At 55.1% G+C, this 26,060-nt stretch carries 7 protein-coding genes; 6 read left to right on the forward strand and 1 reads right to left on the reverse strand.

What is annotated here, in order from left to right:
• The first annotated feature begins 276 nt into the window (after nt 1-276).
• From RC85_RS05855 to RC85_RS05880, 4 genes are all read left to right on the forward strand, one after another.
• A complete protein-coding gene (locus RC85_RS05855) occupies nt 277-4,134 on the forward strand; it encodes a GEVED domain-containing protein (RefSeq protein WP_068259777.1) in 3,858 nt (1,285 codons plus the stop codon).
• Nucleotides 4,135-5,245: 1,111 nt separating this feature from the next.
• Nucleotides 5,246-10,489, forward strand: a complete 5,244-nt coding sequence (locus RC85_RS05870; protein ID WP_084422380.1) for an endo-1,4-beta-xylanase — start codon at nt 5,246-5,248, stop codon at nt 10,487-10,489.
• A 54-nt stretch (nt 10,490-10,543) separates the two neighbouring features.
• Nucleotides 10,544-14,929 (forward strand): GEVED domain-containing protein, encoded by a 4,386-nt coding sequence (locus RC85_RS05875; protein ID WP_149752751.1) that lies wholly within the window; start codon nt 10,544-10,546, stop codon nt 14,927-14,929.
• A 58-nt stretch (nt 14,930-14,987) separates the two neighbouring features.
• The gene (locus tag RC85_RS05880; RefSeq protein WP_068259793.1) at nt 14,988-15,194 is read left to right on the forward strand and encodes a hypothetical protein; all 207 of its coding nucleotides are present in this window, start codon (nt 14,988-14,990) and stop codon (nt 15,192-15,194) included.
• A gap of 163 nt (nt 15,195-15,357) precedes the next feature.
• Here the strand turns inward: RC85_RS05880 and RC85_RS28845 are convergent, their stop codons facing one another.
• Entirely contained in the window at nt 15,358-15,489 is a 132-nt protein-coding gene (locus RC85_RS28845; protein WP_261340466.1) for a hypothetical protein, read from the reverse strand.
• Here RC85_RS28845 and RC85_RS05885 point away from each other — a divergent pair.
• Both RC85_RS05885 and RC85_RS05890 read left to right on the forward strand, forming a co-directional pair.
• Nucleotides 15,488-20,191, forward strand: a complete 4,704-nt coding sequence (locus tag RC85_RS05885) for an endo-1,4-beta-xylanase (protein ID WP_068259796.1) — start codon at nt 15,488-15,490, stop codon at nt 20,189-20,191. The two genes, RC85_RS28845 and RC85_RS05885, sit on opposite strands and share 2 nt — an antisense overlap.
• Before the next feature lie 188 nt (nt 20,192-20,379).
• On the forward strand, nt 20,380-25,608 hold the full coding sequence (locus tag RC85_RS05890) for a GEVED domain-containing protein (RefSeq protein WP_068259799.1): 5,229 nt from the start codon (nt 20,380-20,382) through the stop codon (nt 25,606-25,608).
• Nucleotides 25,609-26,060: the final 452 nt, after the last annotated feature.

Consider the following 26,060-nt stretch of genomic DNA (forward strand, 5'->3'; position numbering starts at 1 on the left):
CGAGCTCAATCCGTTTGTCCCGGAAAACACGAATTAGTTCGTTCAACCGCGTGCGCATCGCCCCGCGCGTTTCGTTCCGGGTAGACGCGCGGGGCGACGCCCACGCGGTTAAACAATTTAGAAACTCTTTACGGCGTTGCAGTGAAGCCTGGCGGGATCAGCTACGTTTTCAAATAGTCTCTTAGCTGGAAGACACCATTTCGGGAGTCGATGATCGTTTTTTTCTGAGATAATCAGCCGATACAACCTTTAATACTGGATGACGCGAACAACAGGATGGCAAAGAAATACTCGACGATCGAAAGACTGGCCGGACTGGTTTACCGCAAAGCTAATCGCCGCAATCGAGCTGGCATTCGAGCTGGCATTCGAACCAGCGCCAGCGGTCGAAGAGGCTTGCGATTGGAGTCGCTGGAAAAGCGTCAATTGTTGGCGGCCAGCGTGATTGCGCCTGTCGATGTTGAATTGCAAAGTGTCGAAGATTCCTACTTGCAATACGGCACGAATCAAAATGACGGAAATGGTGGCAGTCACTGGTACAACGGATCGGGGCTTACCGATGCGTCGATTGTCGAAACGGGTGATCCGATTCCCGCCGCATGGCCCGAACATGTTTCGGGCAACCATAGAAATCGCGTTTCTAGAATTCGCGACGCAGCAGAATTCAATACGCTGACGTTTGATCTGGGGGGCACCTTTGATGTCAGCGGCATGGTGCTTTGGAATAGCACCGAAGATGGGCAATCCGATCGCGGGTTTGAAAACACGGTCTTATCGTATTCCACCGATGGTGGTTTGACCTTCACCGGCAGTGACGCATTGACGTGGACTCAGCGCATCGATGACGAACCCGCCAACGCGAATCCGTCAACGACGTTTGGCCCCGAGGTCGAAATGCTGCCAGCGGTCGTTGCCGGTGTGACGCATGTCCGGATGGTCGTCGATAATTTCTCACCCGGCGGTTCGGACAAGATCGTGATGGCGTCTGAGCTTCGCTTCATTGGCGACGAAACGCCGTCTCCCGTAATTGTGGTCGCACCGGTCAGAGTTGAACTGACCAGCGTCAATGATTCGTTTCTGCAGGACGGATCTGCAAACGCCAATTGGTATAACGGATCGGGCTTGTCAGATGCCTCGATTGTCGAAACCGGAGATTCAATTCCGGAAGTTTGGCCAACGCATGCCGCAGGTCATGATGTGGAACGCGTGACCCGAATCCGCAATGCGAATGAATTCAACACGCTGACCTTCGATTTGGGCGAACGATTAGATTTGATCGGTATGGTGTTGTGGAATGGATCCGAGCCCAATCGTCCCACCCGTGGAATCGAAAATACAGTCTTGTCTTATTCGACCGATGGTGGGCTGACGTTTAGCGGCAGCGACACATTGACTTGGATGAATCGCAGCGAAGCAACGGTCAACCCAAACGGTCATCTTCCCGAAGTCCAAATGTTGGACGCGCCGATACGGGACGTCACCCACGTTCGCATGGTCGTCGATAACTTTTCCGACAACGGAAGCGATCGGATCGTTGCAGCCGACGAAATCCGATTCCTGGGTCAAGGACGCAGCGTGCCAACGGTCGCCAATCTCGCTGGTCGTACCGTCAACGATCAATTTGATCGTCGTCAAGGCATCGAAGGCTCTCGAGCGCTGGACTTAACGGTCACGTTGTCGTCGCGGAACTTTTCCGGTGCTCCGATCTCGTTTGATTTGGAAGACTTGGGTACGGGAACGGCAACCGTCGGGTTGGATTACCAGCCGATTCCAGCCGGAGCCAAAATTACTGTTCCCGTCGGTGCGATCTCCGGCAGCTTTCGTGTCGACGTGTTTGACGACGCTTTGATCGAGCCCACCGAAACGTTGAACGCTCGGATCTCTAACTCATCCAATTCAAGTTCCGTGATCGGTCAAGCCACGACGACGGCGACCATCCGGGACAACGACGTTGCCGGAATCACGTTGATCGGTGCGGACAACTTGCAGGTTTCCGAAAGTGGTCAGACCGATTCATATACCGTCCAACTAGACACCATCCCCACCGGCGCGGTCGAGATCACAGCGACTGCTGATTCCGAAACTGAAATCAGCACCGACGGCGTCAACTTTGCCGCTACACAAATCTTGACCTTGACCGACACCGCGCCGCAAACCATCACGGTTCGGGCGGTTGACGATCTGGTGATCGAAGATACGCACCAAGCCACGATCACTCATGCCATTACTGGGACCGTCGTCGATCCCAACTATCCGGACGTCAAGGTCGAAGACCTGTACACGCAGACCGGCGACGATCCGTTGACGTTCCAGGATTTGCTTGACAGCGGCGCGTTACCGCGAGGTTTCAATTCAAACGGCGGAGTGCTGGGGTCGGCGATTGATGTCAACAACGCGGCCTTTGAACAGGGCGTCAACGCTGGCATTCCCATTCCGCAAAACATTCGACTGCACACGTTGGGGCATTCGCAGTTGTTGCGACCGGACTTTGACAATTGGACGCGTTGGTACCAGGAAGACGGCAACACGCAAATCTATCGGTTGTTTGAGGGCGAGGAAAATACGCACAGCGACCGCTTGCTGGCTGCTCGAACGGAAACGCACACGACCGGAGACTTTTCCCATGGAGTCTGGAACGAATTTTCGGCCAGCTACATGATCATGAAGCCGGAAACGATGTCGATCTTTCAATCCTTTCAAGGCGGGTTCCAGTGGTCGGTTCACATCGGGATGGACGCCGATGGCAGCGTCAACATGACTCATCGCCGGGTGGGAGATGACATCCACGTCAAGGTTCCCTTGGGCGTGGACATGATCGGCAAACGATTCGATGTCTTGATTCGCGACGATGGTTTCAACTACCAGGTTTACTTCAACGGCGAATTGATGGGGACGGGTTTCTGGCAAAGAGATCCAACGTCGAGATTTTCTTTTCGTTGGGGGCCGTATGTCGGTGAAAAGCCGGTCACTCGCGACACCATGTTGTTTGTCACAGGCGTGACGATGCGAGCAGACGCAGCCGACCCGATCGGTTTGGTTCCCTATCGGCCCGCGACAACCGCACTTTCGATTGCCGATGCGTCGGCCGAAATCACCGACAACGATGATGACACTCAGTTGGACTTTGGCGACGCGCCTTTTTTAACGCTACTATCCGATGATGGTGCGCGGCACTTTGCCGGCGGTCCTCAATTGGGCAGCTCGCGTGATGTGGAAAGCGATGGTTCGCCTTCGCCAAACGCCGATGGCGATGGCGACGACGAAGACGGCGTCATGTTTGGCGGAATCAACGTCAACGGCAGCATGGCGGCGGTCAACATCGAACTGCCCGAAAACAACGAAGGCTTTATCGATGCCTGGATCGATTTCAATGGCAATAGAGTCTGGGAAGCGTCCGAGAAAATTCTCGATAGGGTTTTTGTTGATCAGTCGATGCAGACGCTCAATTATGACCTGCCCATCGTTATGACGACTGGCGACACGTACGCTCGCGTGCGTCTAAGCAGTGCTGGCGGACTTGGTCCCACAGGTTTGGCTGCCGATGGCGAGGTCGAAGATTACCGGGTCAGCATCGTTGATCCGCCACAGGTCGAAAGCATTGTGGTCAACGAAGGCAGCAGCCAACGGTCATCACTCGATTCGATTCGAGTCACCTTTGATGGAAGTGTTGTCATCAATCAAACCGACGGCGATCCTTTCCAAATTACTCAAGCAGGATCAACCGGTTCGCTGACGCCACTCGCATTCATCCGTCAAGTCAATGACAAGACGGTAGTTGATTTGACGTTTGCCGCCGGTGATTCGTACGTCAACAATTTCGGAAGCCTGCTGGACGGTGACTATCAATTGAAAATCGATGCATCGCTCGTCACTTACCAGGGCGTCGAACTGGATGGCAATCGCGATGGATCGGCGGGTGACGACTACGAGATGTCGGCAACCGACGGACTGTTCCGAAAATACGGCGACGCTGATGGCGACGACTCGGTCGGCCTGAGCGATTTCGCGACCTTCCGCAGCGTGTTTGGCACGTCATCAAACAACGCGGCTGATTTATCGGGCTTGGATTCCGACGGAGACGGCGATATCGGTCTAACCGACTTCGCGGCCTTCCGAGCAAATTTTGGAAGGTGACAATCTTTTTGTCTCATTCCTCCCTGCAATACGAGCGCCACCAATCACCATTTCAACGACAGTTCGACAAAAAAATTGTTGTCAAAAAAATGGGACACTTCTCGGTGAACGTCAACAAGCGGTCGGATCGAAACTTACGATGTTGACCAACATTCGCTTGGTCCCGTGCAGTTTGTAGGATGGCAAAGATGGAGTGGGAGAGCGTACACGCGAAGAGCTTGTGTAAAACGTAGCTGATCCCGCCAGGGTTCAGTCCACGATCGGATTCAGCTCGACTGAACCCTGGCGGGATCAGCTACAAGCAGGTCGCCGGAAACCGCCGAGGTCTTTTCAAAACAATTTCCAAGAACACGTTGCCATTTTTTGCCAATTCCAACTTCCGACTTCCAAGTGAGCTGTGGCTGGTTCCGTGGGCCAAGGACCACTGTGTCGTGCTCGGGATTTGCCCGGGTTGTAAGTAAGTGGATGCAATTGCCGGAACCGCGCTAAGCTTGTTCCGGCCTACCGTTGCTGCAGCTAGATTGCTCGGCAGTCTTCAAGCCCTCTGCCCTATTACAAACGCCCCAAAGACTGAGCACCCAATTTTTTTGACAACAATTTTTTTGTCGAATTCCTCCCTGCAATACGAGCGCCACCAATCACCTTTTCAACGACCGTTCGACAAAAAAATGTTGTCAAAAAATGGGACACTTCTCGGTAGACGCCATCAAAAACTCATTCCCAGGCTGGTGCCTGGGAACACAATGCCCCGAGGCTCCCACCTCGTCTGGGGGTAGCTTGGCAGGCGGGAGCCTGCGATTCAGGTAAAGCCTGGGAAACAGCGGTGGCGTTCACCGAGTAGTTTCGGTTTTTTCGAAAAATTCAAGCAAGATCCAGGGAATTGCCGGCGATGCTAGTGGGCGAAATGGGGCCACATGACTCGATTTCGCTCCCCCTCTGTTGATCAATAATTTGTGCGGCAGATGTGGGTACAAAAGCGTTTTTGGGGCGTTTACTAATTGTTCGCTCGGTGGCATGCGGCTTTCGGCAAGCTGCTGATTGGCTGGCGACTGAATTCGCGGCGCACCCCTGAGCACACTTTTCTTTTCCTTCTTCTTCGACAGATTTGTCCATGGCAAAGCATTTCTCGTCTTCTCGACTTAAAGGGCGAGCAAATTCGTCTGTCAGCCGACGGATCTCTCGCATTGAAACGCTGGAGGCTCGCCAGCTTTTGGCCGCTGAAATCAGCGGGTGGGTGGGCAGCTATTACGGCAGTGTTACGCCCGACGCATCACCCGACTTGATCCGCCATGATGCGTTGATTGATTTTGATTGGGGGCAGCGTTCAGCGCTCAATAACACCGGCGACAGTGACGGTTCGTCGGCTCGCTGGGAATCGAATCTGCAAAGTGATCACACGGCGACGCACCAGTTGATCTTCCGTATGGAACCCCAAGATGGGTTGCGGTTGTGGGTCGACAATCAGATTGTCGTAGACGCTTGGGGCGGCGTGGGCAGTGACGAGTTCATTGCCGATGTTCCGCTGGTCGCCGATCAAGCGACGCCGGTCCGAATCGAGACGCTTGATATTTCCGGTGCATCGCGATTGTGGTTGGGATGGACCAGTCCCGAATTGCCGGTCGAAGTCGTCGGCCCTGAATGGACGCCGTTGTCGACCGATCAGATGCAGACTTTGGATGCGGCCGAGCCGCGTGGAGTTCTGTTTGAACAGCTTTCGTCAGTGGCTGGCGATTTCCTCGATACCGGCGACGTCGATTTTGATGCGGTCGCCAGCGGCGTGCGTGCCAGCACGGTTTCGGCTTCGGCTAGCTCGACGAGTCATCCGGCACAGCGAATGCGTGGCTTTGTTGTTCCTGAAACCGACGGCAACTATCAGTTCCGAATTTCCGGTGGCGATGCCAGCCGGTTGTTGTTGGCGGACGACGCCACCCCCGAACTTGCTCGCGTGATCGCATCGGCAAACACCGCGACCGCTCCGGGGCAATGGAATGTTACGGCTAGCCAAACCTCCGCCGGCGTTCGGTTGCTCGCCGGGGTGCAGTATTACATCGAAGCAAGGCAGACCGACAGCGGATCGTACGATGGGTTGCAGGTTCAGTGGCGTCGCGATGGATCGGCCGCTTGGACGGCGATCCCCAATGAAGAGTTGCGTCCTGTTCAGGCCGAAGTCGGTGTGCGTGCGATTGTTTCGGCGGTCAATGAAACCGACGCTTCGACGGTCTTGTCATTCGACGTGTTCCGCACCGATGACTTTGGGCGTGACCTAGTCGTTGATCTTGATTACGGCGGTACGGCGGATCGCGGGGTCGATTACACCGGTGCCAATCCGACGGTCACCATTCCCGCGGGTGATCGATCGGCTCGCGTGCAGGTCGTGGTCACGTCCGACGGAATGGATGAAGTACGAGAAGCCATCGAGGTCGGTGTGGCGGCCTCCGGGGACTATCAATTAACGTCCCCGATTCGTACGCGAACGACCCTTTCAATTTTTGGCAACCTCGCACCCGCTGGCAGTTCGCTGGTGGGCGATGACCCGTTATTGGTAGGCAACATCGACCAAGTAAGCGGAAACAGTTCTGCTAACTTGAGCAACCGAACGGCCGTTGACGAAGAAGGCGGCGCGATCAACGGGACGGTGTTGGTGGTCGACACTTCGTCGTCTCCGGCCAACGCACCGGACGTCTTGGTCAGGTGGGATGTTGACCAGAACCTGATTCCCGACGAAACGATTTACGCGGATTTTTACTATCGCAGAACGGGCACGCCCTGGGTTCCGATGGTATTTGAATTGCAGGACAAAACTTCCTCCGACCGTTGGGGCCGAACGGAACTGACCGCCACGGGATTCTGGCAACGCGCCCAGATTCCGATCACGCCGGGCGAGGCGTTGTCGGGGGACTCGCTTCGAGTCGAGTTGTCGATGGATTCGCGTAACGCCGCGGTCGAGATTGCCAACTTCCAATTCAAACGATTCTTCAGTGGCGATGCGGAAGCCGAAGCGATTTTGTCCGCTGATGCCGTTCTGCTTGGCAACGTCGACGTTACCGCAGGTAGCACGGGTAGCAACCCAGCAATTTATACCAACCGCACGGCGACGGCGGCCGAACAGGTTCCGTTCGACGACGTGCTTGCCGTTGACATTCAGACGCCGAGAAATTTCCTGGGGCAAATTGGACCGCGGTGGAACAGCCAAGTGCCCATCGAGCCTGGTTCGATGTTGACCGCGCAGATGTGGTTGCGGACCGATGATGCGCCGTTCGATGTGCGTCTGCAAGTGACTCAGGCTGCGGCCGTTCGCGCCCCGCTTCGCGAAGATTTTCAAGTCGACGGACAATGGCGGCTGTACGAGTTCGATTTTGAGGCTGCTATCGCTTCGGTGCCTGGCGAGGTCCAACTTGAATTGGCGATTGGCCGCAGTCTTGGAACAATTGAAATCGGTGGCGTGCAGTTGCTCAACCGCGGCATTGCACCAGATTTGAGGCAATTCCTGCCGCAGACTTACGACAACTATACCGAGCGTGATGCTGATAGCGATTGGCGTTGGGAGGCTCAACAAAGCGTCTTGCAAAATCGTCGCAATGAGTTGGTAGTCAACGTGACCAACACGGCGGGCAATCCGATTGTCGGTGCAACCATCGAGGTCAATCAGGTCGAACATGCTTACAAGTTCGGCAACATCCTGCGGACCGAATACATCAGTTCAACGGATCCGCGTTCGTCGACGCCGGAATCGTTGCGGCATCAAGCGATTGCGTCGCGATTGTTCAATAGCATCACGATAGCCAACGGAATTCGTTGGGTACCGTGGGATTCCAATGAGGCCAACGGGCGAGCATCGGTGGACTGGGTCAACGAAAATGTTCGCGATCTGCATGGGCACCATTTGACGTGGGGCCATCTCGACTTTGTTCCAAATTCAGTCGAAGCGGAATACTTTCGGTTGATTGCCGAAGAATCTCAGTCGGTGGCAACCGCATACCTGCGTCAAGCACAATTGGACCACGTTGCCGAGATTGCTTCAGCAGAATTTGGAATCGGTGGATTGATCGAAGGCACCGACCGCCCCATCGTCGCGCACTGGGACGTGGCAAACCACCCTGTGCTGATCAAACAACTTTGGAACATTCTTCGCGAAGGCGGGCCGCTTGCAGGCCCCGTCGGTGAAGTTTTCGATGTGGCCGCGGCTAACGCTCACCCAGACACGTTGTTGATCGTCAACGAGGGGCAAACGATTTCAAGGATTGATAATCCCCTGCGATTTGAATACTACGAATTGGTGGAAGATCTACTGGCTGCTGGCAAGCAGGTTGAGGGTATTGGGTTCATGAACCACTTCAACTTTGACTCTTCACCTAGCCCGACGCTATTCAACGAATACCTGGATTACTTTGCAGAGCTCGGTTTGCCGCTCTTGATGACGGAATTCGATGTCGACTCGAACGGCACGGATTATCAAACTCAAGCGGATTGGTCGGAAGATTACTTTCTAAATGTCTTTGCCAACCCAGCCACCATCGGCGTGATTTCGTACGGGTTCTGGGATCTGGCTCACTGGCGCGATGATGAAGGGGCGGCTTGGTACGAAGCCGATTGGGAAGCCAAACCGAATGCCGATGTTTTTGTCGATCAGATTTTCCGCGAATGGCAAACCAATACGCTTGGTTCCACTCGCGATGACGGATCGTATCGAACGATGGCGTTTGACGGCCAGCATCAAGTCACCGTCACGATCGATGGGCAAGCTTACGAAATGATGGCCGAGGTCGATCCATCCGGCGGCGTCGTCAATTTTGTCCTCGATGTGCCGACCCAGGTTGCCTATCAAGAAACCACGGTGACCAACGGCACTCGCATTGAAGCCGAAGCGTTCGATCTGGGTGGCAGCGGCGTGGCGTACAGCGATACTTCGCCCGGCAACCAGGGCGATGTGTTCCGAACCGATGTTGATGTCGATATTTATGAAGCGATCGATGGTACAGAGACAGAGGGCTTTTCCGTCGGCCGGCCCAATGGAGCTGGCGAATGGATGGAGTACACCGCCGACGTGGTCGCTGGAACCTATGACATCGATTTCCGACTGGCCGCAAGCGGAAATGATACGACCCGAACCGTCCGTGTTTTGATCGCAGACGACGCCAATGAATCCAGTGCGTTCACTGAATTGGGAATCGTCAGCGTTCCGTTGACGGGCAGCCAATCGAACTGGCAAACGGTGACGCTCGCTGGCGTTGACCTGAGTCCTTGGGCAGGTTCCGACCGAGTGATTCGATTGGAAACCGATGGCTTCAACTTTCAATTCAACTGGTTTGAATTCAACAGCCCGCAACTGGACTTTGGCGACGCGCCGTTCGAGACGTTGCTAGCCGACGACGGGGCGCGGCACGCGGCGATTGGTCCGCAGCTTGGTGACAGTCGCGATAGCGAACCCGACGGGCTGGCTTCGGCCGATGCCGACGGGGACGGCAACGACGATGACGGCGTCATGTTTGGCGCAATCAATGTTGGCGGCACGATGGCCGGGGTCAATATCAAGTTGCCCGCGGACACCGAAGGCCAGATCGATGCGTGGATCGATTTCAATCGCAACGGATCCTTTGACGCTGGCGAGAAAATTATTCACGACTTAAGCGTCAATGAACTGGAACAGACGATCAACTACATGATCCCCACGAATCTTCCCGGCGGCGTCACCGTGGGCGATACCTATGCTCGCGTACGCATCAGCAGCGACGGGGGTCTAGGGCCGACTGGTTTTGCTGCTGATGGCGAAGTCGAAGACTACGTGGTCAGCATTGTGGAACCGCCGCAGGTCGAAAGCGTTGTGGTCAACGAAGGAAGCACTCAGCGTTCGTCACTCGATTCGGTTCGCATCACCTTCGATGCCGTGGTCGACATCAATCAGACCGATGGCGACCCATTTCAGATCACTCGTGATGGATCGGCCGGAACCTTGGTGCCGCTGGTTGCAATCGATGACTCGTCGGGTAAGACGGTGGTCGACCTAACGTTTGCTGCCGGCGACTCGTTCGTGACTGATTTTGGAAGTCTGTTGGACGGAGATTATCAGTTGCGAATCGATGCGACGCTGGTGACCGATCGTGGGGTTCGACTTGATGGCAACCGCGACGGATTGGCTGGCGATGATTACACAATGTCGGCTGCCGATGGATTGTTCCGAATGTACGGCGACGCCGATGGCAGCAAGTCGGTGGGCCTGAGCGATTTTGCAATGTTCCGAAGTGTGTTTGGAACGTCGCCTAGTGACCCCAGTGCAATGTCCGGTTTGGATAGCGATGGTGACGGAGACATCGGACTGAGCGACTTTGCAGCCTTCCGAGCCAACTTTGGCCGTTAGCAATCAAAAGACAATTTAACAATTCAAGAGTGAAGCGAAACCTAAAGGGAAATCATGAGACGAGACTCCTTGTTGGCAAAACTATCGAATCGGTTGTCGGGTCGTGGGCACAATTCACGCTGTTGCGCAAGATCTGAGTCTGATCGCAAAAAACACCTCCGGATGGAAACGCTGGAAAAGCGACAACTGCTTGCCGCGGAGGTGATCGCGCCGGTCACGGCAAGCCTGGAAAGCGTCGGCGATCCCGCGTCGTATCTTGAATACGGCACCAGCGGCAGCCATTGGATTGATGGGTCGGGGTTGTCCGATGCGTCCATCGTTGAAACGGGTGATCCTGTGCCCTCAGTTTGGCCGCTGCATCTCGGGGGCAACAGCGACCAACGTGTGTCTCGAATTCGCAACGCGGCCGAGGAAAACACTTTAACGTTTGACCTTGGCGGAACCTTTGACGTCAGCGGGATGGCGCTTTGGAACAGCACCGAGAGGGGGAACAACAACCTCCTGCAGACCGACCGCGGATTTGAGAACACCCGGCTTTCCTATTCCACCGATGGCGGGATCACGTTTAGCGGGGACGATTTGCTGACGTGGACCGAACTTGTTGACGACGCGGCGACCAATCAAGATTCCAACCCAACATCACCGCCACCGATGTTTGGGCCGGAAGTGCAAATGCTTGGCAGCACCGTGACCGGCGTGACCCACGTACGCATGGTGGTCGATAATTTCTCGGCAGGTGGTGCGGACAAATTTGTCATGGCGTCGGAACTGAGGTTCATCGGGGAACCCACGCCTCTGCCGCCAGTCGTGATTGCGCCGTTGAGCGCAGAGCTTCAGAGTGTCGGTGGTTCCTACCTTCAATACGGCGATCCCGCAGGCGTCCATTGGATCAACGGATCGGGGCTTGACGATGCAACCGTCGTCGAAACGGGAGACGAGATTCCTGCCGTTTGGCCCAAACACGAAACGGGAAACAACGGCGAACGTGTGTCACGAATTCGAGGCGCTGCCGAATTCAATACTCTGACCTTTGATCTTGGCGGCCGGTTTCATCTCGAAGGGATGGCGCTTTGGAATAGTACCGAAGCCAATCAAACCGACCGAGGATTCGAGGGCACGGAATTGTCCTATTCCACCGATGGCGGAAACACGTTTAGTGGCAGCGATTTGCTGACATGGGAGCAGCTAGGCACGTTAACAGCACCCTATGAACCTGAAGTTCAGATGTTGCCAAGCACCGTCGATGGTGTGACGCACGTGCGCATGGTCGTCGACAACTTCTCGGGTGAAGCGATCGTGATGGCATCGGAACTGAGGTTCATCGGCCAGATCGATACCTCTATTCCGCTGGTTGCCGACCTTTCCGCCGAAACGCTGGAGGGGAACTACAACTTGACGCAAGGAGTTGAGGGTGGCCGAGAAGTCGAGTTTACGGTCACGTTGAGCGAAACGAACTCCACCGGATCACCGATCACGTTTGATTTGGATGATTTGGGAACGGGCACCGCTGTATCAGGTGTGGATTACGCGGCGATCCCAGCCGACGCAAAGATCATCGTGCCTCATGGATCCAATACCGGTTCGCTGGTCGTCAATGTGATCGACGACTTTTCGATCGAAGCGACGGAAACGTTGAACGTTCAGATTTCTGGTGCCAGCTTTCCAGCCGTCATCATCAACACCTCAACCGCCACGGGCACGATCAAGGATAACGACGCCGCCGGCGTCACGTTGGTGGGAGCGGACGACTTGAACGTTAGCGAAGCCGGCGACATCGATACCTACACGATCGCACTGGATTCCATCCCCACCGGTCCCGTTCAGATCACCGCCACAGCCGATTCGCAATTGGAAATCAGCACCGATGGGATCACATTCGCGCCGGCACTGAATTTAAGCTTCACCGACATGACGCCACAAACCATCACGGTGCGGGCCGTCAATGATCAGTCGATCGAAGACCTTCACAACGGAACCATCACCCACGCCATCACCGGCACGGTGGTCGACGCCAACTATCCCGACGTGACGCACGATGATCTTTATACGGTCAACGGAACCGATCGCACGTTTCAAGAATTGTTGGACGACGAAGCCCTGCGGCCTGGGGGCAATTGGGCAGGAGGCGTTCGTGGATCCGAAATCGACGTGAATAATGCCATTTTGGAACAGGGCATCCCCAACCATGTTTCAATCCCACAGAACATTAGGGCACACACTTTGAACGCGTCGGTCGTCACGCGTCCCAACTTTGACAACATCACGCGTTGGTACCAAGAAGACGGCAAGACTCAGATTTACCGAGTGTTCGAGGGTGAGCAGAACGTTCGCAACAATCGTGAATATGCCGCTCGAATCGAAACGTTCGCAGATGCTGGCACCGCGGTGTGGAATGACTTTTCAGTTCGCTACACCATCATGAAAGGGGAGTCGATGTCGCTGTTCCAGAATAAACAGAACAGCGACGCGTCATGGGGACTTCACGTTGGCATGACCCCCGAGGGCGATATCCACTATACGCACCGGAGAAACCATGACGGGGGCAATCGACGCTTCACGTTGGCCGAAGACATGATCGGAAAAAGTTTCGAGATGATGGTCAGGGACAATGGCCATGACTTCGAGTTGTATTTTAACGGCGAACTGATCGCGAAAAACTTCCATGAGCGTCCAGGCCGTGACTTCAGTTGGCGTTGGGGCCCCTACCGTGGCGCCCGACCGATGGAACATGACGTCTTGGTCTTTGTCAACAACTTACAGATGCGGGAAAACACCTCCTCGCCAGTCGGGTTGATGCCGTACCGATTGCCCACGACGTCGTTGGTGATTGATTCGGCCACCGCCGAAATCACCGATAATGACGATGGAAGTCAGAAACCGTTTGTGGACCGAGTCGTCCAGAGTGGCACCCGTATCGAAGCCGAAGCATTTGATTTTGGTGGCAGCGGCGTGGCGTACAACGACACAGGTGCTGGCAACGACGGTAACGTTTTCCGAACCGATGTCGATGTTGATATTTTTGAGACCACCGATGGTGGTTCGGGCTTCTCCGTCGGCAAACCGAACGGAAACGGTACGGAATGGATGGAATACACCGCTGACGTGGTCGGCGGCACCTACGACATCGACTTCCGGCTTGCGGCCGAAGGTAGTGACCCCACGCGAATCGTACGCGTCCTGATCGCTGACGACAGTGAATCAAGTCAGTTCACTGAATTGGGAACCGTCAGCGTTCCGTTGACGGGCAGCCAATCAACTTGGCAGACCGTGACGCTCGCCGGCGTTGACCTGAATCCTTGGGCTGGTTCCGACCGAGTGATCCGATTGGAAACCGATGGATTCAATTTCCAAACCAACTGGTTCGAGTTCAACAGTCCGCAGCTTGACTTCGGCGACGCACCGCTGTCCTACGGCACCCTTCTTGCCGATGACGGTGCCCGGCACGCGGCCGTGGGACCACAGCTTGGGGCAACGCGCGACTGGGAGAGTAACGGCACCGTTTCACCGGCAGCCGACGGTGACGGCAGCGACGAAGACGGCGTGATGTTTGGCGGAATCGGGGTCAACAACCTGATCGCCGCGGTCAACGTGGAATTCGGCAATGTCAACGAAGTGGGCACAGCGAAAGTCGACGCCTGGATTGATTTCAATCGCAATGGAGCCTTTGAGCTTGAAGAAAAGATCCTTGACGACATCACGGTCAATCAAGCCATGCAGACGATCAATTACGACATCCCACGCGACCTGCCCGGCGGGATCACCGTGGGCGATGCCTACGCCCGAGTCCGCATCAGTACCGCAGGCAAGTTAGGGCCAACCGGTTATGCCGCTGACGGTGAAGTCGAAGACTACGTTGTCACCATCGCTGAACCTCCGGTGGTTGAGAGCTTCGAAATTAACGGTGGCAGTTCTCAGCGTTCCTCGGTCAATTCAGTCAAGGTAACCTTTGACCAAGTCGTGGACATCGATACCGAAGGTGGCAACCCGTTCCAATTGACCTACGGCAGCAACGAAGCGGTTGCGATCGGGGCACCTTTGATTGGCGAGATTACTGACAATGCGGGCAACAGAAAGACGACCGTCGAATTGACCTTTGATCCGTCCAGTGCTTACGTCACCGATTTCGGCAGTCTGAAAGACGGGCACTATCAATTGACGATCGATCCATCGTTGGTGACGGCATCCGGTGTCGAACTGGATGGTGACGGCGATGGAATCGCTGGCGACGCTTACGTGATGACGGCTGCCGATGGTCTGTTCCGCAAGTATGGTGACGCGGATGGCACCGACTCGGTCGGATTGAGCGACTTTGCGATGTTCCGAAGCGTCTTTGGAACGTCACCAAGCGACCCCAGTGCGATGTCAGGTTTGGACAGCAATGGTGACGGCAGCATCGGCCTAACCGATTTTGCAGCCTTCCGAGCCAACTTCGGAGCTTAAAGATACGGTCACTACGAACAGCTCAAAAATTTTTGACAAGCGAATAGGTGACAAGCGAGTGTTTATCGCGATGTATCCCAATTCGCTTGTCCCCATTCGTTTGTCAATTCTGTCTGTTTGTGCCGTGCGAGTCAGTGTGTTCGGGTCGTCATCGAGCGACCCGCATGCATTGGCAGGTTTGGATTTGGATGGTGATGGCGGTATCGGTCTTACCGATTTCGCGGCCTTCCGAAGTAACTTGGAACGTGACGGGAATCAATCGTAGGCCGTATTGAGCGGAGCGAAATACGGCAACAGGCTCAAGTGCCGTATTTCGCTCCACTCAATACCGCCTACATGCTAGTGGGCGAAATTGGTCCATATGACTCGATTTCGCTCCCCCTCTGTTGATCAATAATTTGTGCGGCAAATGTGGGTACAAAGGCGTTTTAGGGGCGTTTACTGATGGTTCCATCGGTGGCATGCGACTTTCGGGGAGCTGTTGATTGGCTGACGACTGAATTCGCGGCGACCCCCTGAGCACACTTTTCTTTTCCTTCTTCTTCGACAGATTGGTCCATGGCAAAGCGTTCCTCGTTTTCTCGTCTTAACGGGCGAGCAAATTCGTCTGTCAGTCGACGGATCTCTCGCGTTGAAACGCTGGAGGCTCGCCAGCTTTTGGCCGCTGAAATCACCGGGTGGGTGGGCAGCTATTACGGCAGTGGCACTCCCGACGCATCACCCGACTTGGTCCGCCATGATGCGTTGATTGATTTTGATTGGGGGCAGCGTTCAGCGCTCAATAACACCGGCGACAGTGACGGTTCGTCGGCCCGTTGGGAATCGAATCTGCAAAGCGATCACACGGCGACGCATCAGTTGATCCTGAGGATGGAACCGCAAGACGGATTGCGAGTTTGGGTCGATAACCAAATCGTGGTCAACGCCTGGAATGGTGCCGGAAGCGACGAGATCATTGCCGATGTTCCGCTGGTCGCCGATCAAGCGACGCCGGTCCGAATCGAAACCCGTGATATTTCGGGTGCATCGCGTTTGTGGTTGGGGTGGACCAGTCCCGAATTGCCTGTCGAAGTCGTCGGCCCTGAATGGACGCCGTTGTCGACCGATCAGATGCAAGCCTTAGACGATGCCGCACCGACGGGCATTTTGTTTGAGCAATTGTCGTCGGTCGCGGGTGATTTTCTGGGCACTGGCGACGTTGACCATTCCGCCGTCACCAGCGGCGTGCGTCTGTCGACGATCGACGCATCGGCTAGCGGGACCACACATCCCGCCCAGCGGACACGTGGTTTCTTTGTTCCCGAAACCTCCGGCGATTATCAGTTCCGAATTTCCGGTGGCGATGCGAGTCGTTTGTTGCTTGCCGACGACGGTACACCTGAATTGTCCAGAGTCATTGCATCAACCGATTCTGCGACGACGCCTGGGCAATGGAATGTCGACGCCAGTCAAACTTCGCCGCCTGTCGCTCTGGTTGCTGGTGTGCATTACTACTTGGAAACGCGTCAGGTCGATAGCGGATCTTATGACGGGTTGGAAGTTCAGTGGAGACAAGCCGGATCGGCGTGGGAAGCGATCCCCAACGAACAATTGCGTCCGCTACAGGCACAGATCGGTGTCCGCGCGGTGGTGTCGGCGGTCAGTGAAACCGATTCGTCACCGACGTTGTCATTCGACGTTTCAAGAACTGACGACTTTGGTCTTGACTTGGTCGTTCAGCTCCATTACGGCGGCACCGCGACTCGCGGTAGCGATTACACCGGAGCGCCCGCGACGGTCACGATCCCGGCGGGGCAAAGATCGGCGCGGGTGAACATCAACGTGGTCAGCGATAGCGTCAATGACGAACTAGAAACCGTTGAGGTAAGCGCTGCATCATCAAGCCAGTACGAATTGTCCACACCAATTCGGACAAGAACGACGCTAACGATTTCCGGGCCATTGATCCCGACGGGCGGCTCGCTGATTCCGAGTAATCCGTTGACGGTTACCAACATCGATGAAGCCACGGGAACCTCGTTCGCCAACTTCACCAATCGTACCGCAAACGCAGATGGTGAAAACGATGGCACCGTCAACGGCACCGTGTTGGTCGTTGATACGATCACGACGCCGCCGGGTGCATCAACCGTTTCTGCTCGCTGGAACATCACTCAGGATGTCGCTGCATCGGAGAACGTGTACGTCGAATTCTACTACCGACGGCTCGGGACACTTTGGAGCCCGATGGAATTCCGGCTCCATGACACCTTGTCCTTCGACGACTGGGGGACGACCGAATTGATCGCCAAGGGGTTTTGGCAACATGCCCAAATCCAGATCGCCGCAGGTCAAGCATTGTCCAGCAGTTCGCTTCGAGCGGAGCTTGCGTTTGATCTAGCAGAAGACATCACCGACGTGGAAATCGCAAACTTCCAAGTCAGGTTGACCGAAGACCCACTCGTGCCCGCCCAGAGTTTCCAAAACTACCCTGAACGCGACGCCGATAGCGATTGGCGATGGGATGCGCAGCAAAGTGTTTTGGAAAACCGACGCAATGAACTGCTAGTCAACGTGACGAACCAGGCGGGGGCTGCAGTGTCCGGTGCAACGGTCGAGGTGAATCAGCTTCAGCACTCCTATGGATTCGGCAACATCATCAGGAGCGAGTATATCAGTGACGTCTATTCTAATTCGCGAACCGCTGAATCCGCCCGTCATCGCGCGATTGCGTCGCGGTTGTTCAACACCCTGACGATTGCTGACGGAATTCGCTGGCGACTGTGGGAAATCAATGACAACATCGGCCGCCAATCGGTCGATTGGGTGAACGACAATTTCGATCGACTGCATGGACATCACTTGACATGGGGACAGTTCCGCTTGATTCCCGATTCCGTTGAAGCCGAGTACTTTCGGCTGCGAGACAATGTCAGTCAGACAGCAGCGAGAGAGTATTTGCGTACAGCTCAACTGGAACATGTCGCAGACATTGCCTCAGAGCTGGGTGGCACGATTGACGGAACCGATCGGCCCAAGATCGCGCACTGGGACACGGTCAATCATCCCGTGCTACTGAAAGAGCTTTGGAACATCCTCCGCGACGGTGGATCGTTGGCGGGACCGATGGGAGAAGTGTTTGACGTGGCCAAAGCCAACTCGCATCCCGACACGTTGCAGATGATCAACGAAGGTCAAACGATCGAACGGGTTGGCATTCCTCGGCGAACCGAATACTACGACCTGATCGAAGAGTTATTGGACAATGGCAAGCCAGTCGAAGCGATTGGGTTCATGAACCACTTCGACCTTGCGACCGCTCCGTCGCCAACTCAGTTCAACGCTTACTTGAACGAGTTCGCTCAGTTGGGTTTGCCGCTGTCGATGACCGAGTTTGATATTAATTCGACCGGAACCGACTTACAGACTCAGGCGGATTGGTCCGAAGATTACTACTTGAACGTGTTTGCCAATCCGGCGACTTCGTTCATTATCGGGTATGGTTTTTGGGAATCGGCTCATTGGCGTGATGAAGTCGGTGCTCATTGGTACGAAGCAGACTGGGAAGCCAAGCCCAATGCGGACGTCTTCGTTGACCAGATCTTTCGCGAGTGGCAGACCGACACCCAAGGTTCCACGCGAACCGATGGCACGTACCGCACCATGGCCTTCGATGGACAACACCAAGTCACCGTCACCGTCGGCGGACACACCTATGAAGCGGTCGTTGACGTTGATTCCAATGGCGGAGTTGTCGACATCCAAGTCGATTCGCCAACCGTGATCACCGACGGCACTCGAATCGAAGCTGAATCGTATGACGAAGGTGGGCAGGGCGTTGCTTACCACGACACCACAACAGGAAATACGGGCGGCCAGTTTCGCACCGACGATGTCGATATTGGTGCCAACATCGACGACGGAAGTCCGGGTTTTAATGTTGGCTGGATCGCTGGCGGAGAGTGGCTACATTACACCACCGACGTCCAGCCGGGGACTTACAATGTTGCCGCACGAGTCGCTTCGAACAACGCTAGCGCCGGTGACCTAAAATTGTTGATTGGCGACGGAACCAGCTTCACAGAATTGGGCACCTTTCCGGTCGAATCAACTGGCGGTTGGGGAAACTGGATAACGGTCACGCTGAACGACGTCGACTTAGGCCCACATGCTGGCATCGACCAAGTGTTGCGTTTGGAAATGGTGGGTGGCGGCTTTAATCTCAATTGGATTGAATTCAACCAAGAGATGGACTTTGGCGATGCACCGCAGTCCTACGGAACGTTGCTAACTGACGATGGTGCCAGACATGCCGCGGTTGGCCCGCAGTTGGGTGCCAATCGTGACACCGAAACCGATGGCATTGCAACGCCAGACGCCGACGGTGACGGCAGCGACGATGACGGCGTCATGTTTGGCGCGATCAATGTGGACGGCACCATGGCCGGGGTCAACATCAAGTTGCCCGCGGACATCGAAGGCCAGATCGATGCGTGGATCGATTTTAATCGCAATGGATCCTTTGACGCTGGCGAGAAAATCATTCACGACTTAAGCGTCAATGAATTGGAACAAACGATCAACTACATGATCCCGACTGATATCCCCGGCGGCATCACCGTCGGTGTCACGTATGCACGCGTTCGCATCAGCAGCGCCGGTGGTCTGGGGCCGACCGGTTTCGCCGCTGATGGTGAAGTCGAGGACTATGTGGTCAGCATTGTTGAGCCGCCGCAAGTCGAGAGCATTGTGGTTAACGAGGGACACTCACAGCGTTCGTCACTCGATTCGGTGCGGATCACCTTCGATACGGTGGTCGATATCAATCAGATCGATGGCAATCCGTTTGAAATCACTCGCGCCGGATCGGCGGGAACCTTGATACCGCTTGTGTCGATTGACGACACATCGGGCAAGACGGTGGTGGATTTGTCGTTTGCGGTGGGCGATTCGTTCGTGACCGGTTTTGGAAGCTTGCTGGACGGAGACTACCAGTTACGAATTGATGCGACGTTGGTGACTGATCGTTGGGTCCGGCTTGATGGCAACCGCGATGGATCGGCCGGTGATGATTACGTGATGTCGGCCACTGATGGTCTGTTCCGAATGTATGGCGACGCCAATGGCAGCAAGTCGGTGGGGCTTACCGACTTCGCCGCCTTCCGCAGCGTGTTTGGAACGTCATCAAGCGACGCCAATGCGATGTCCGGTTTGGACAGCGATGGTGACGGCGATATCGGTCTAACCGATTTTGCGGCTTTTCGTGCCAATTTTGGAACCTGAAGTTTGATGGAATCGCGAAAAGATGCCGTAGTTTTTTGACAAACGAATGGGGACAATCGAACTTTGAACGCGTTAATCTATGGTGGACATGACGATTCGTTCGTCAAGACGGTGCTAAAATACAGACTTGCTTGGTTTTCGAGCCAGCCCGCCTTTTCTTCTAAATCTTGTCATTCAGGTTTCAATCCATGGGTCGATTTCGATCGCGTTTCTTTAAGAACCTCCACAACGACGTCATCGGTGGCGTGGCCTCTCGTTCAGGAAGGCTCAAATCGAAAGATCGCCAGAAGCGTCGCTTGAAACTGGAGTCGCTGGAAAGCCGACGACTGCTGACAGCAACGCTTGCGGTTTCATCGGGCGATTGGAGTGATGCTAGCACGTGGAGCAACGGGGTCCCCAACAATTCGACTCGGGCGATCATTGGCCAGGGCAAAGCTGTCACGCTGGACAGCACCAATCATATAGCGCGTGAAGTCGTGGTTCATGGGCAATTGATCGCCGAAGAAGGCCCGGTCGGGTCAGCGGACAAGTCATTGACGACTCGTTGGATGCACGTCAACAGCGGCGGTGTGTTCCAGATCGGAACGCCAACCAATCGGTATGACAACCATGACTTTGTGTTGACGCTGACCGGCACCAACCCCAATGCCGACTTCACCGTCGAAACGGCGATGGGGACGATGCAGGTGATGGACAATGATGGCTTCTTGATGACTGGTGGTGGAGGCAGTTTGCAGTTCTATGGTGACGAAAAACTGAGCTTCACCAAGTTGGCAAGAACTGCCTGGAAGAATTCAACCAGTATCCGAGTGGAGAACGTGATCGAACGCAACTTCGATGGGACGACATCGGCTGCGTCGGACGGATCGCTCGTTGGTTCGCAAGCTTGGGAAGTCGGTGACCAAATTGTGATTGCCAGTTCGTCCTACGATTATACCGAACAGGATGTTCGAACCATCACGGGCGTCAGCGTGCAGGGCAGCGAAACGGTGCTGACGCTGAATTCACCGACGTCACATCGGCATTACGGCAATATCGAGTATTACAAGGATGGCGAGCTGAGCATCGATTTGCGTGCGGAAGTTGCGCTGCTGAATCGATCGATCATTGTTCAAGGCACACAGGATACCGACAGCAACTTTGGCAATCGCGCCAGATATGGAACCACGTCTGGAAGGAACCTGGGCGTCGGCGCGCATGCGATGTTCATGCCTGGGTCGGGAACGATTACGATCGATTCAGTCCAGTTCGACAAAATGGGACAGACCGGAATCCTTGGTCGCTACCCGGTTCACTGGCACCTTGGTGGCAATCGTACCGGTGATGTCATGGTGAATTCCAGCGTCACGAATTCCAACAACCGCGGCGTGACCATTCACGGAACGCAGGGTTTGGTGATCGAAGGCAACGTGCTGCATGATATCCACGGGCACGGCATGTTCATGGAAGACGCTGCGGAATTCAACAACCAATTCCTCAGCAACATCGTCTTAGGAATTCATAAGGTCGGTGGGGCCAGACGAAACGATCCCTTCATCGTTCCTGGGATCACACGTGGTTCCAACGGTCAGGTCAATGGCGAAGCACCGAGGAACGGTACCGGCGAAGGTTCTCACGATACCGGTCAACAGATCGACAAACGCTTTTTGAGTTCGGCCGCCTACTGGATCACCAATCCGAACAACACTTGGGTCGGCAACATTTCGGCGGGCTCCGAAGGAACGGGCTTCTGGTTTATTTTGCCCGACCGCGTGATTGGACTTTCCAGAGACACCGGGCTGTATAACGGGATTGATGCTGGTGAAACCAATCTTGGCGTCTTTGATAATAACACGTCGCACTCGTCACCGATTGGGTTGACCTTTGATCGCGGTGCAGACATCCGCGGCGGCGGCAGCGTGGGTTACAACCCGCCGCAAGTCGCGGTTTTCAACGACTTCACCGGCTACAAACACGATGGCACCGCGGTCTACCATCGCGGAGGCAACGCGATTTTTGACGGCAGCAAGTTTGCCGACGTTGCCAATGGATCCTTCAATACGTTCTCGCAAGAAGAGCACAACATTCTCTTTGTGGGCCACAGCCAGGGGAATGCCGATCTTTCACACGCAGTTGGCGGTTATCGATTGTACGATGGCCCCGGTCGCATCATCGGCGCCCACTTTGCAGGTTTCGCCGCCGACAACGCCTATACGTTCTTGAACAACGGGGGAACCGATAAATATGCGATGACTCGCGCCGAAGGCATCACGTACGAAGATGACGGGACGGCTGACAACTTGCAGGTCTACTTCCTGGATAACTCGGGGATCGCCAACAGCTCGCCCGCCAATGCCGCAGGACGACCTGATGCGATTTCTGGAATTGTTCTGGATGTCGATGGTTCTTTGACAGGCCACGCCGGCGGTGGCGTGGATCATGTGCTGACGCCCAGGATTGACTTCTACCGCGATTCCACCGACATCGCTCCGCCAGGTTGGAACGCGTACATCAGCGATGACCGCTTCGGCTATCTGGAACTCGATACCGTCACCGGGTCGGGAAACTTTCCGTACTTTGACATCGAAAACGGCGATGGCAATCGGTTAAGAGTCAATCGTCGAAACATCTCGTCGCAGCGTCTGTACACCAAACTGAATGCCGGCGACTACACCATCACCTTCATTGATCCTGTTCCTTCAGACGGATTTAGCCTCAGGATGGATGTTCGTCGCGGCCAAAAGCCCGGGGACTATACGGTCTATCGTTTCAAAGGCATCGGTGAGGACTACAAACCGACCTCAGGCATTGACAGCGTCTCGCTTCAAGCCATGCGTGACGCGACATCGAATGCCTATTTCCGCGATGGCGCAGGTGACTTGTGGATGAAGGTGTTCGAATCGGGTCGCCGGATCCAGATCCGACCCACCGACGATCCGTTGCCCACTAACTTAGAGATCGATGAACTGTGGCTTGTCGACGCCGATAGCAATGAAGACTTCGATATTGACGTTGCACCTTTGACCGACAACATGGTCATCAACCTCACGGCGCTGGGAATCGAAGGGGTCAATGTTCGAGCGACCACCAATATCGCCGCGGGCAGCATCGGGTTCGCGTTGAGCGGACCGTTGTCGCACAACCAGACTGAAAGCATCGCGCCGTACGCGTTGTTCGGAGATCAACAAGGCGACTTCAACGCGGAAGTCTTACCCGTCGGGCAGTACACACTGATCGTCACTCCGTACCCGAGTCCAGGTTTGAACGGTACACCAGGAACACCGGTCACGGTGAACTTTGAAATCACCCAACCGGTGCAGTTGCCGTTTCTCGACCAAACCGTTCAAGACGGTACTATCATCAAGGCGGAAGAGTTTGATTACGGCGGACAACAGATAGCTTACTTCGATACCACCGCTGGCAATTCCGGCTCCGGCAATAACGCGCGGCCAGACGAAGACGTTGATCTCAATAGTTCGTCGATCCTGGTCAGCCAGATCATTGACGGAGAATGGCTCGAGTTCACTCGCGATGTGGTTCCGGGTGTGTACGACATCGATGTCAACGTGAATCAATTCTCGGTTCAAAACCCGCCCAAAGGCATTCGCGTGTTGATCGCTGAAAATGCGTTCTCAACCTCGTTCACGGAGCTTGGGTCCGTCGAGATCCCTGACCCGGATGTTACCGGAACGAATTACGTGATCGAGGGCGTCGACCTGACATCGTGGGCCGGCCCGGGGCGAGTGTTCCGCACCGAGTTCTACGCTCCTGCCCCAGACATCGTGATCGCTCCGGCGAGCGCAACGTTGCAGGTTGAGAACGGGTCGTATATGGACAGTCCCTATGGTGCAAACGGGGAAAACTGGTTCAATGGCTCCGGCTTGACGGACCCAGCCGGATCGACGGACGCCTCGGATGTTGAAACCGGTGATCCGGTACCCCTGACTTGGCCGCAGCATCAAACCGGAAACGACCGAAATCGCGTGTCCCGAATTCGCAATGCTGTTGAGGAAAATACGCTGACCATCGATCTGGATGGAACGTATGACCTCAGCGGGATGGTGCTTTGGAACAGCACCGAGGGTGGACAGACCGACCGAGGTTTTGAGAACACCGTCTTGTCTTACTCGACCGATGGTGGAACCAACTTCAGCGGAAGTGACTCGCTGACCTGGACACAACTTGCCAGTACCGGCGGTTACTTCCCGCCCGAAATCAACATGCTAGATGGAGTTCGCGAAGGAGTCACCCACGTGCGGATGGTGGTTGATAACTTTTCCCCATCAGGTTCTGACAACATCGTGATGGCTTCGGAATTGCGTTTCATCGGTAAAGGAACGGCGGCAGCGGGGGCTAACTTGGCTCTCAATTTTGATTCGCTTCAATTTACCAACGCACAGGACATGGACTTTGGCGATGCCCCGCAGTCCTACGGAACGCTGCTAACTGACGATGGTGCCAGACATGCCGCGGTTGGCCCGCAGTTGGGTGCCAATCGTGACACCGAAAACGATGGCATTGCAACGCCAGACGCCGACGGTGACGGCAGCGACGATGACGGCGTCATGTTTGGCGCGATCAATGTGGGCGGCACCATGGCCGGGGTCAACATCAAGTTGCCCACGGACACCGAAGGCCAGATCGATGCGTGGATCGATTTTAATCGCAACGGATCCTTTGACGCTGGCGAGAAAATTATTAACGACTTAAGCGTCAATGAATTGGAACAAACGATCAACTACATGATCCCGACTGATATCCCCGGCGGCATCACCGTCGGTGACACGTATGCACGGGTTCGCATCAGCAGTGACGGCGGTCTAGAGCCGACCGGTTTCGCCGCTGATGGCGAAGTCGAGGACTATGTGGTCAGCATCATTGAGCCGCCGCAAGTCGAAAGCATTGTAGTCAACGAGGGACACTCACAGCGTTCGTCACTCGACTCGGTGCGCATCACCTTCGATACGGTGGTCGACATCAATCAGGTCGATGGCAATCCGTTTGAAATCACTCGCGCCGGATCGGGGGGAACCTTGATGCCGATGGTGTCGATCGACGACACGTCGGGCAAGACGGTGGTGGATCTAACGTTTGCTGATAGCGAAACTTTTGTGACCGATTTCGGAAGTCTGGTTGACGGAGACTACCAGTTACGAATTGACGCGACGCTGGTGACCGATCGCTGGGTCCAGCTTGATGGCAACCGCGATGGATCGGCCGGCGATGATTACGTAATGTCGGCCACCGACGGACTGTTCCGAATGTATGGCGACGCCGATGGCAGCAAGTCGGTCGGTCTGACCGACTTCGCCGCCTTCCGCAGCGTGTTTGGAACGTCATCAAGCGACGCTAATGCACTGTCCGGTTTGAACAGCGATGCTGACGACACCATCGGCCTGACGGATTTTGCAGCCTTCCGAGCCAACTTTGGGAAGTAAAGATACGACAAACGCCTGAATCCACTCTGTTGCACCACCGGCAAACGGTTTTAGTTTCTTCGAATTAGCTGACGGCGATCACCGAAAAACATCGTTTTTCTAGACACTTCTCGCTAACCGCCACCAACGAGAAGGCATTGCTAGGTTTTTTGCGTTGGTTTGGCAAACGTAGGCCGTGTGGAGTCTTGCGACACACGGCATGTGCATGAAAAGCCGTGTGTCGCAAAGCTCCACACGGCCTACTCGGTGGCGATTAGCGAGAAGTGTCATTTTTTGCCAGAATTCGCGCAAAAATTTCAACCACGAGCGGGATGGAAGTGGCGATCTTTCTATCCGTGCATTGCACGTAATCGACCGCGCTTTTCTGTAGGTTTTAGCCGGGTACTCGACGGCGTCGTCCGCGTTCTTTTAGAAGTGGCTGCGTAAACGTCTTTCTTGGGCGATCAACGAGC

Origin of the sequence: Rubripirellula obstinata (assembly GCF_001642955.1) — a bacterium.
GTDB lineage: Bacteria > Planctomycetota > Planctomycetia > Pirellulales > Pirellulaceae > Rubripirellula > Rubripirellula obstinata.

Coding starts and splice junctions, on each gene's coding strand:
- RC85_RS05875 (WP_149752751.1), top strand. CDS start 10,544: ATGAGACGAGACTCCTTGTTGGCAAAACTATCGAATCGGTTGTCGGGT.
- RC85_RS05885 (WP_068259796.1), top strand. CDS start 15,488: ATGGCAAAGCGTTCCTCGTTTTCTCGTCTTAACGGGCGAGCAAATTCG.
- RC85_RS28845 (WP_261340466.1), bottom strand. CDS start 15,489: ATGGACCAATCTGTCGAAGAAGAAGGAAAAGAAAAGTGTGCTCAGGGG.
- RC85_RS05855 (WP_068259777.1), top strand. CDS start 277: ATGGCAAAGAAATACTCGACGATCGAAAGACTGGCCGGACTGGTTTAC.
- RC85_RS05870 (WP_084422380.1), top strand. CDS start 5,246: ATGGCAAAGCATTTCTCGTCTTCTCGACTTAAAGGGCGAGCAAATTCG.
- RC85_RS05890 (WP_068259799.1), top strand. CDS start 20,380: ATGGGTCGATTTCGATCGCGTTTCTTTAAGAACCTCCACAACGACGTC.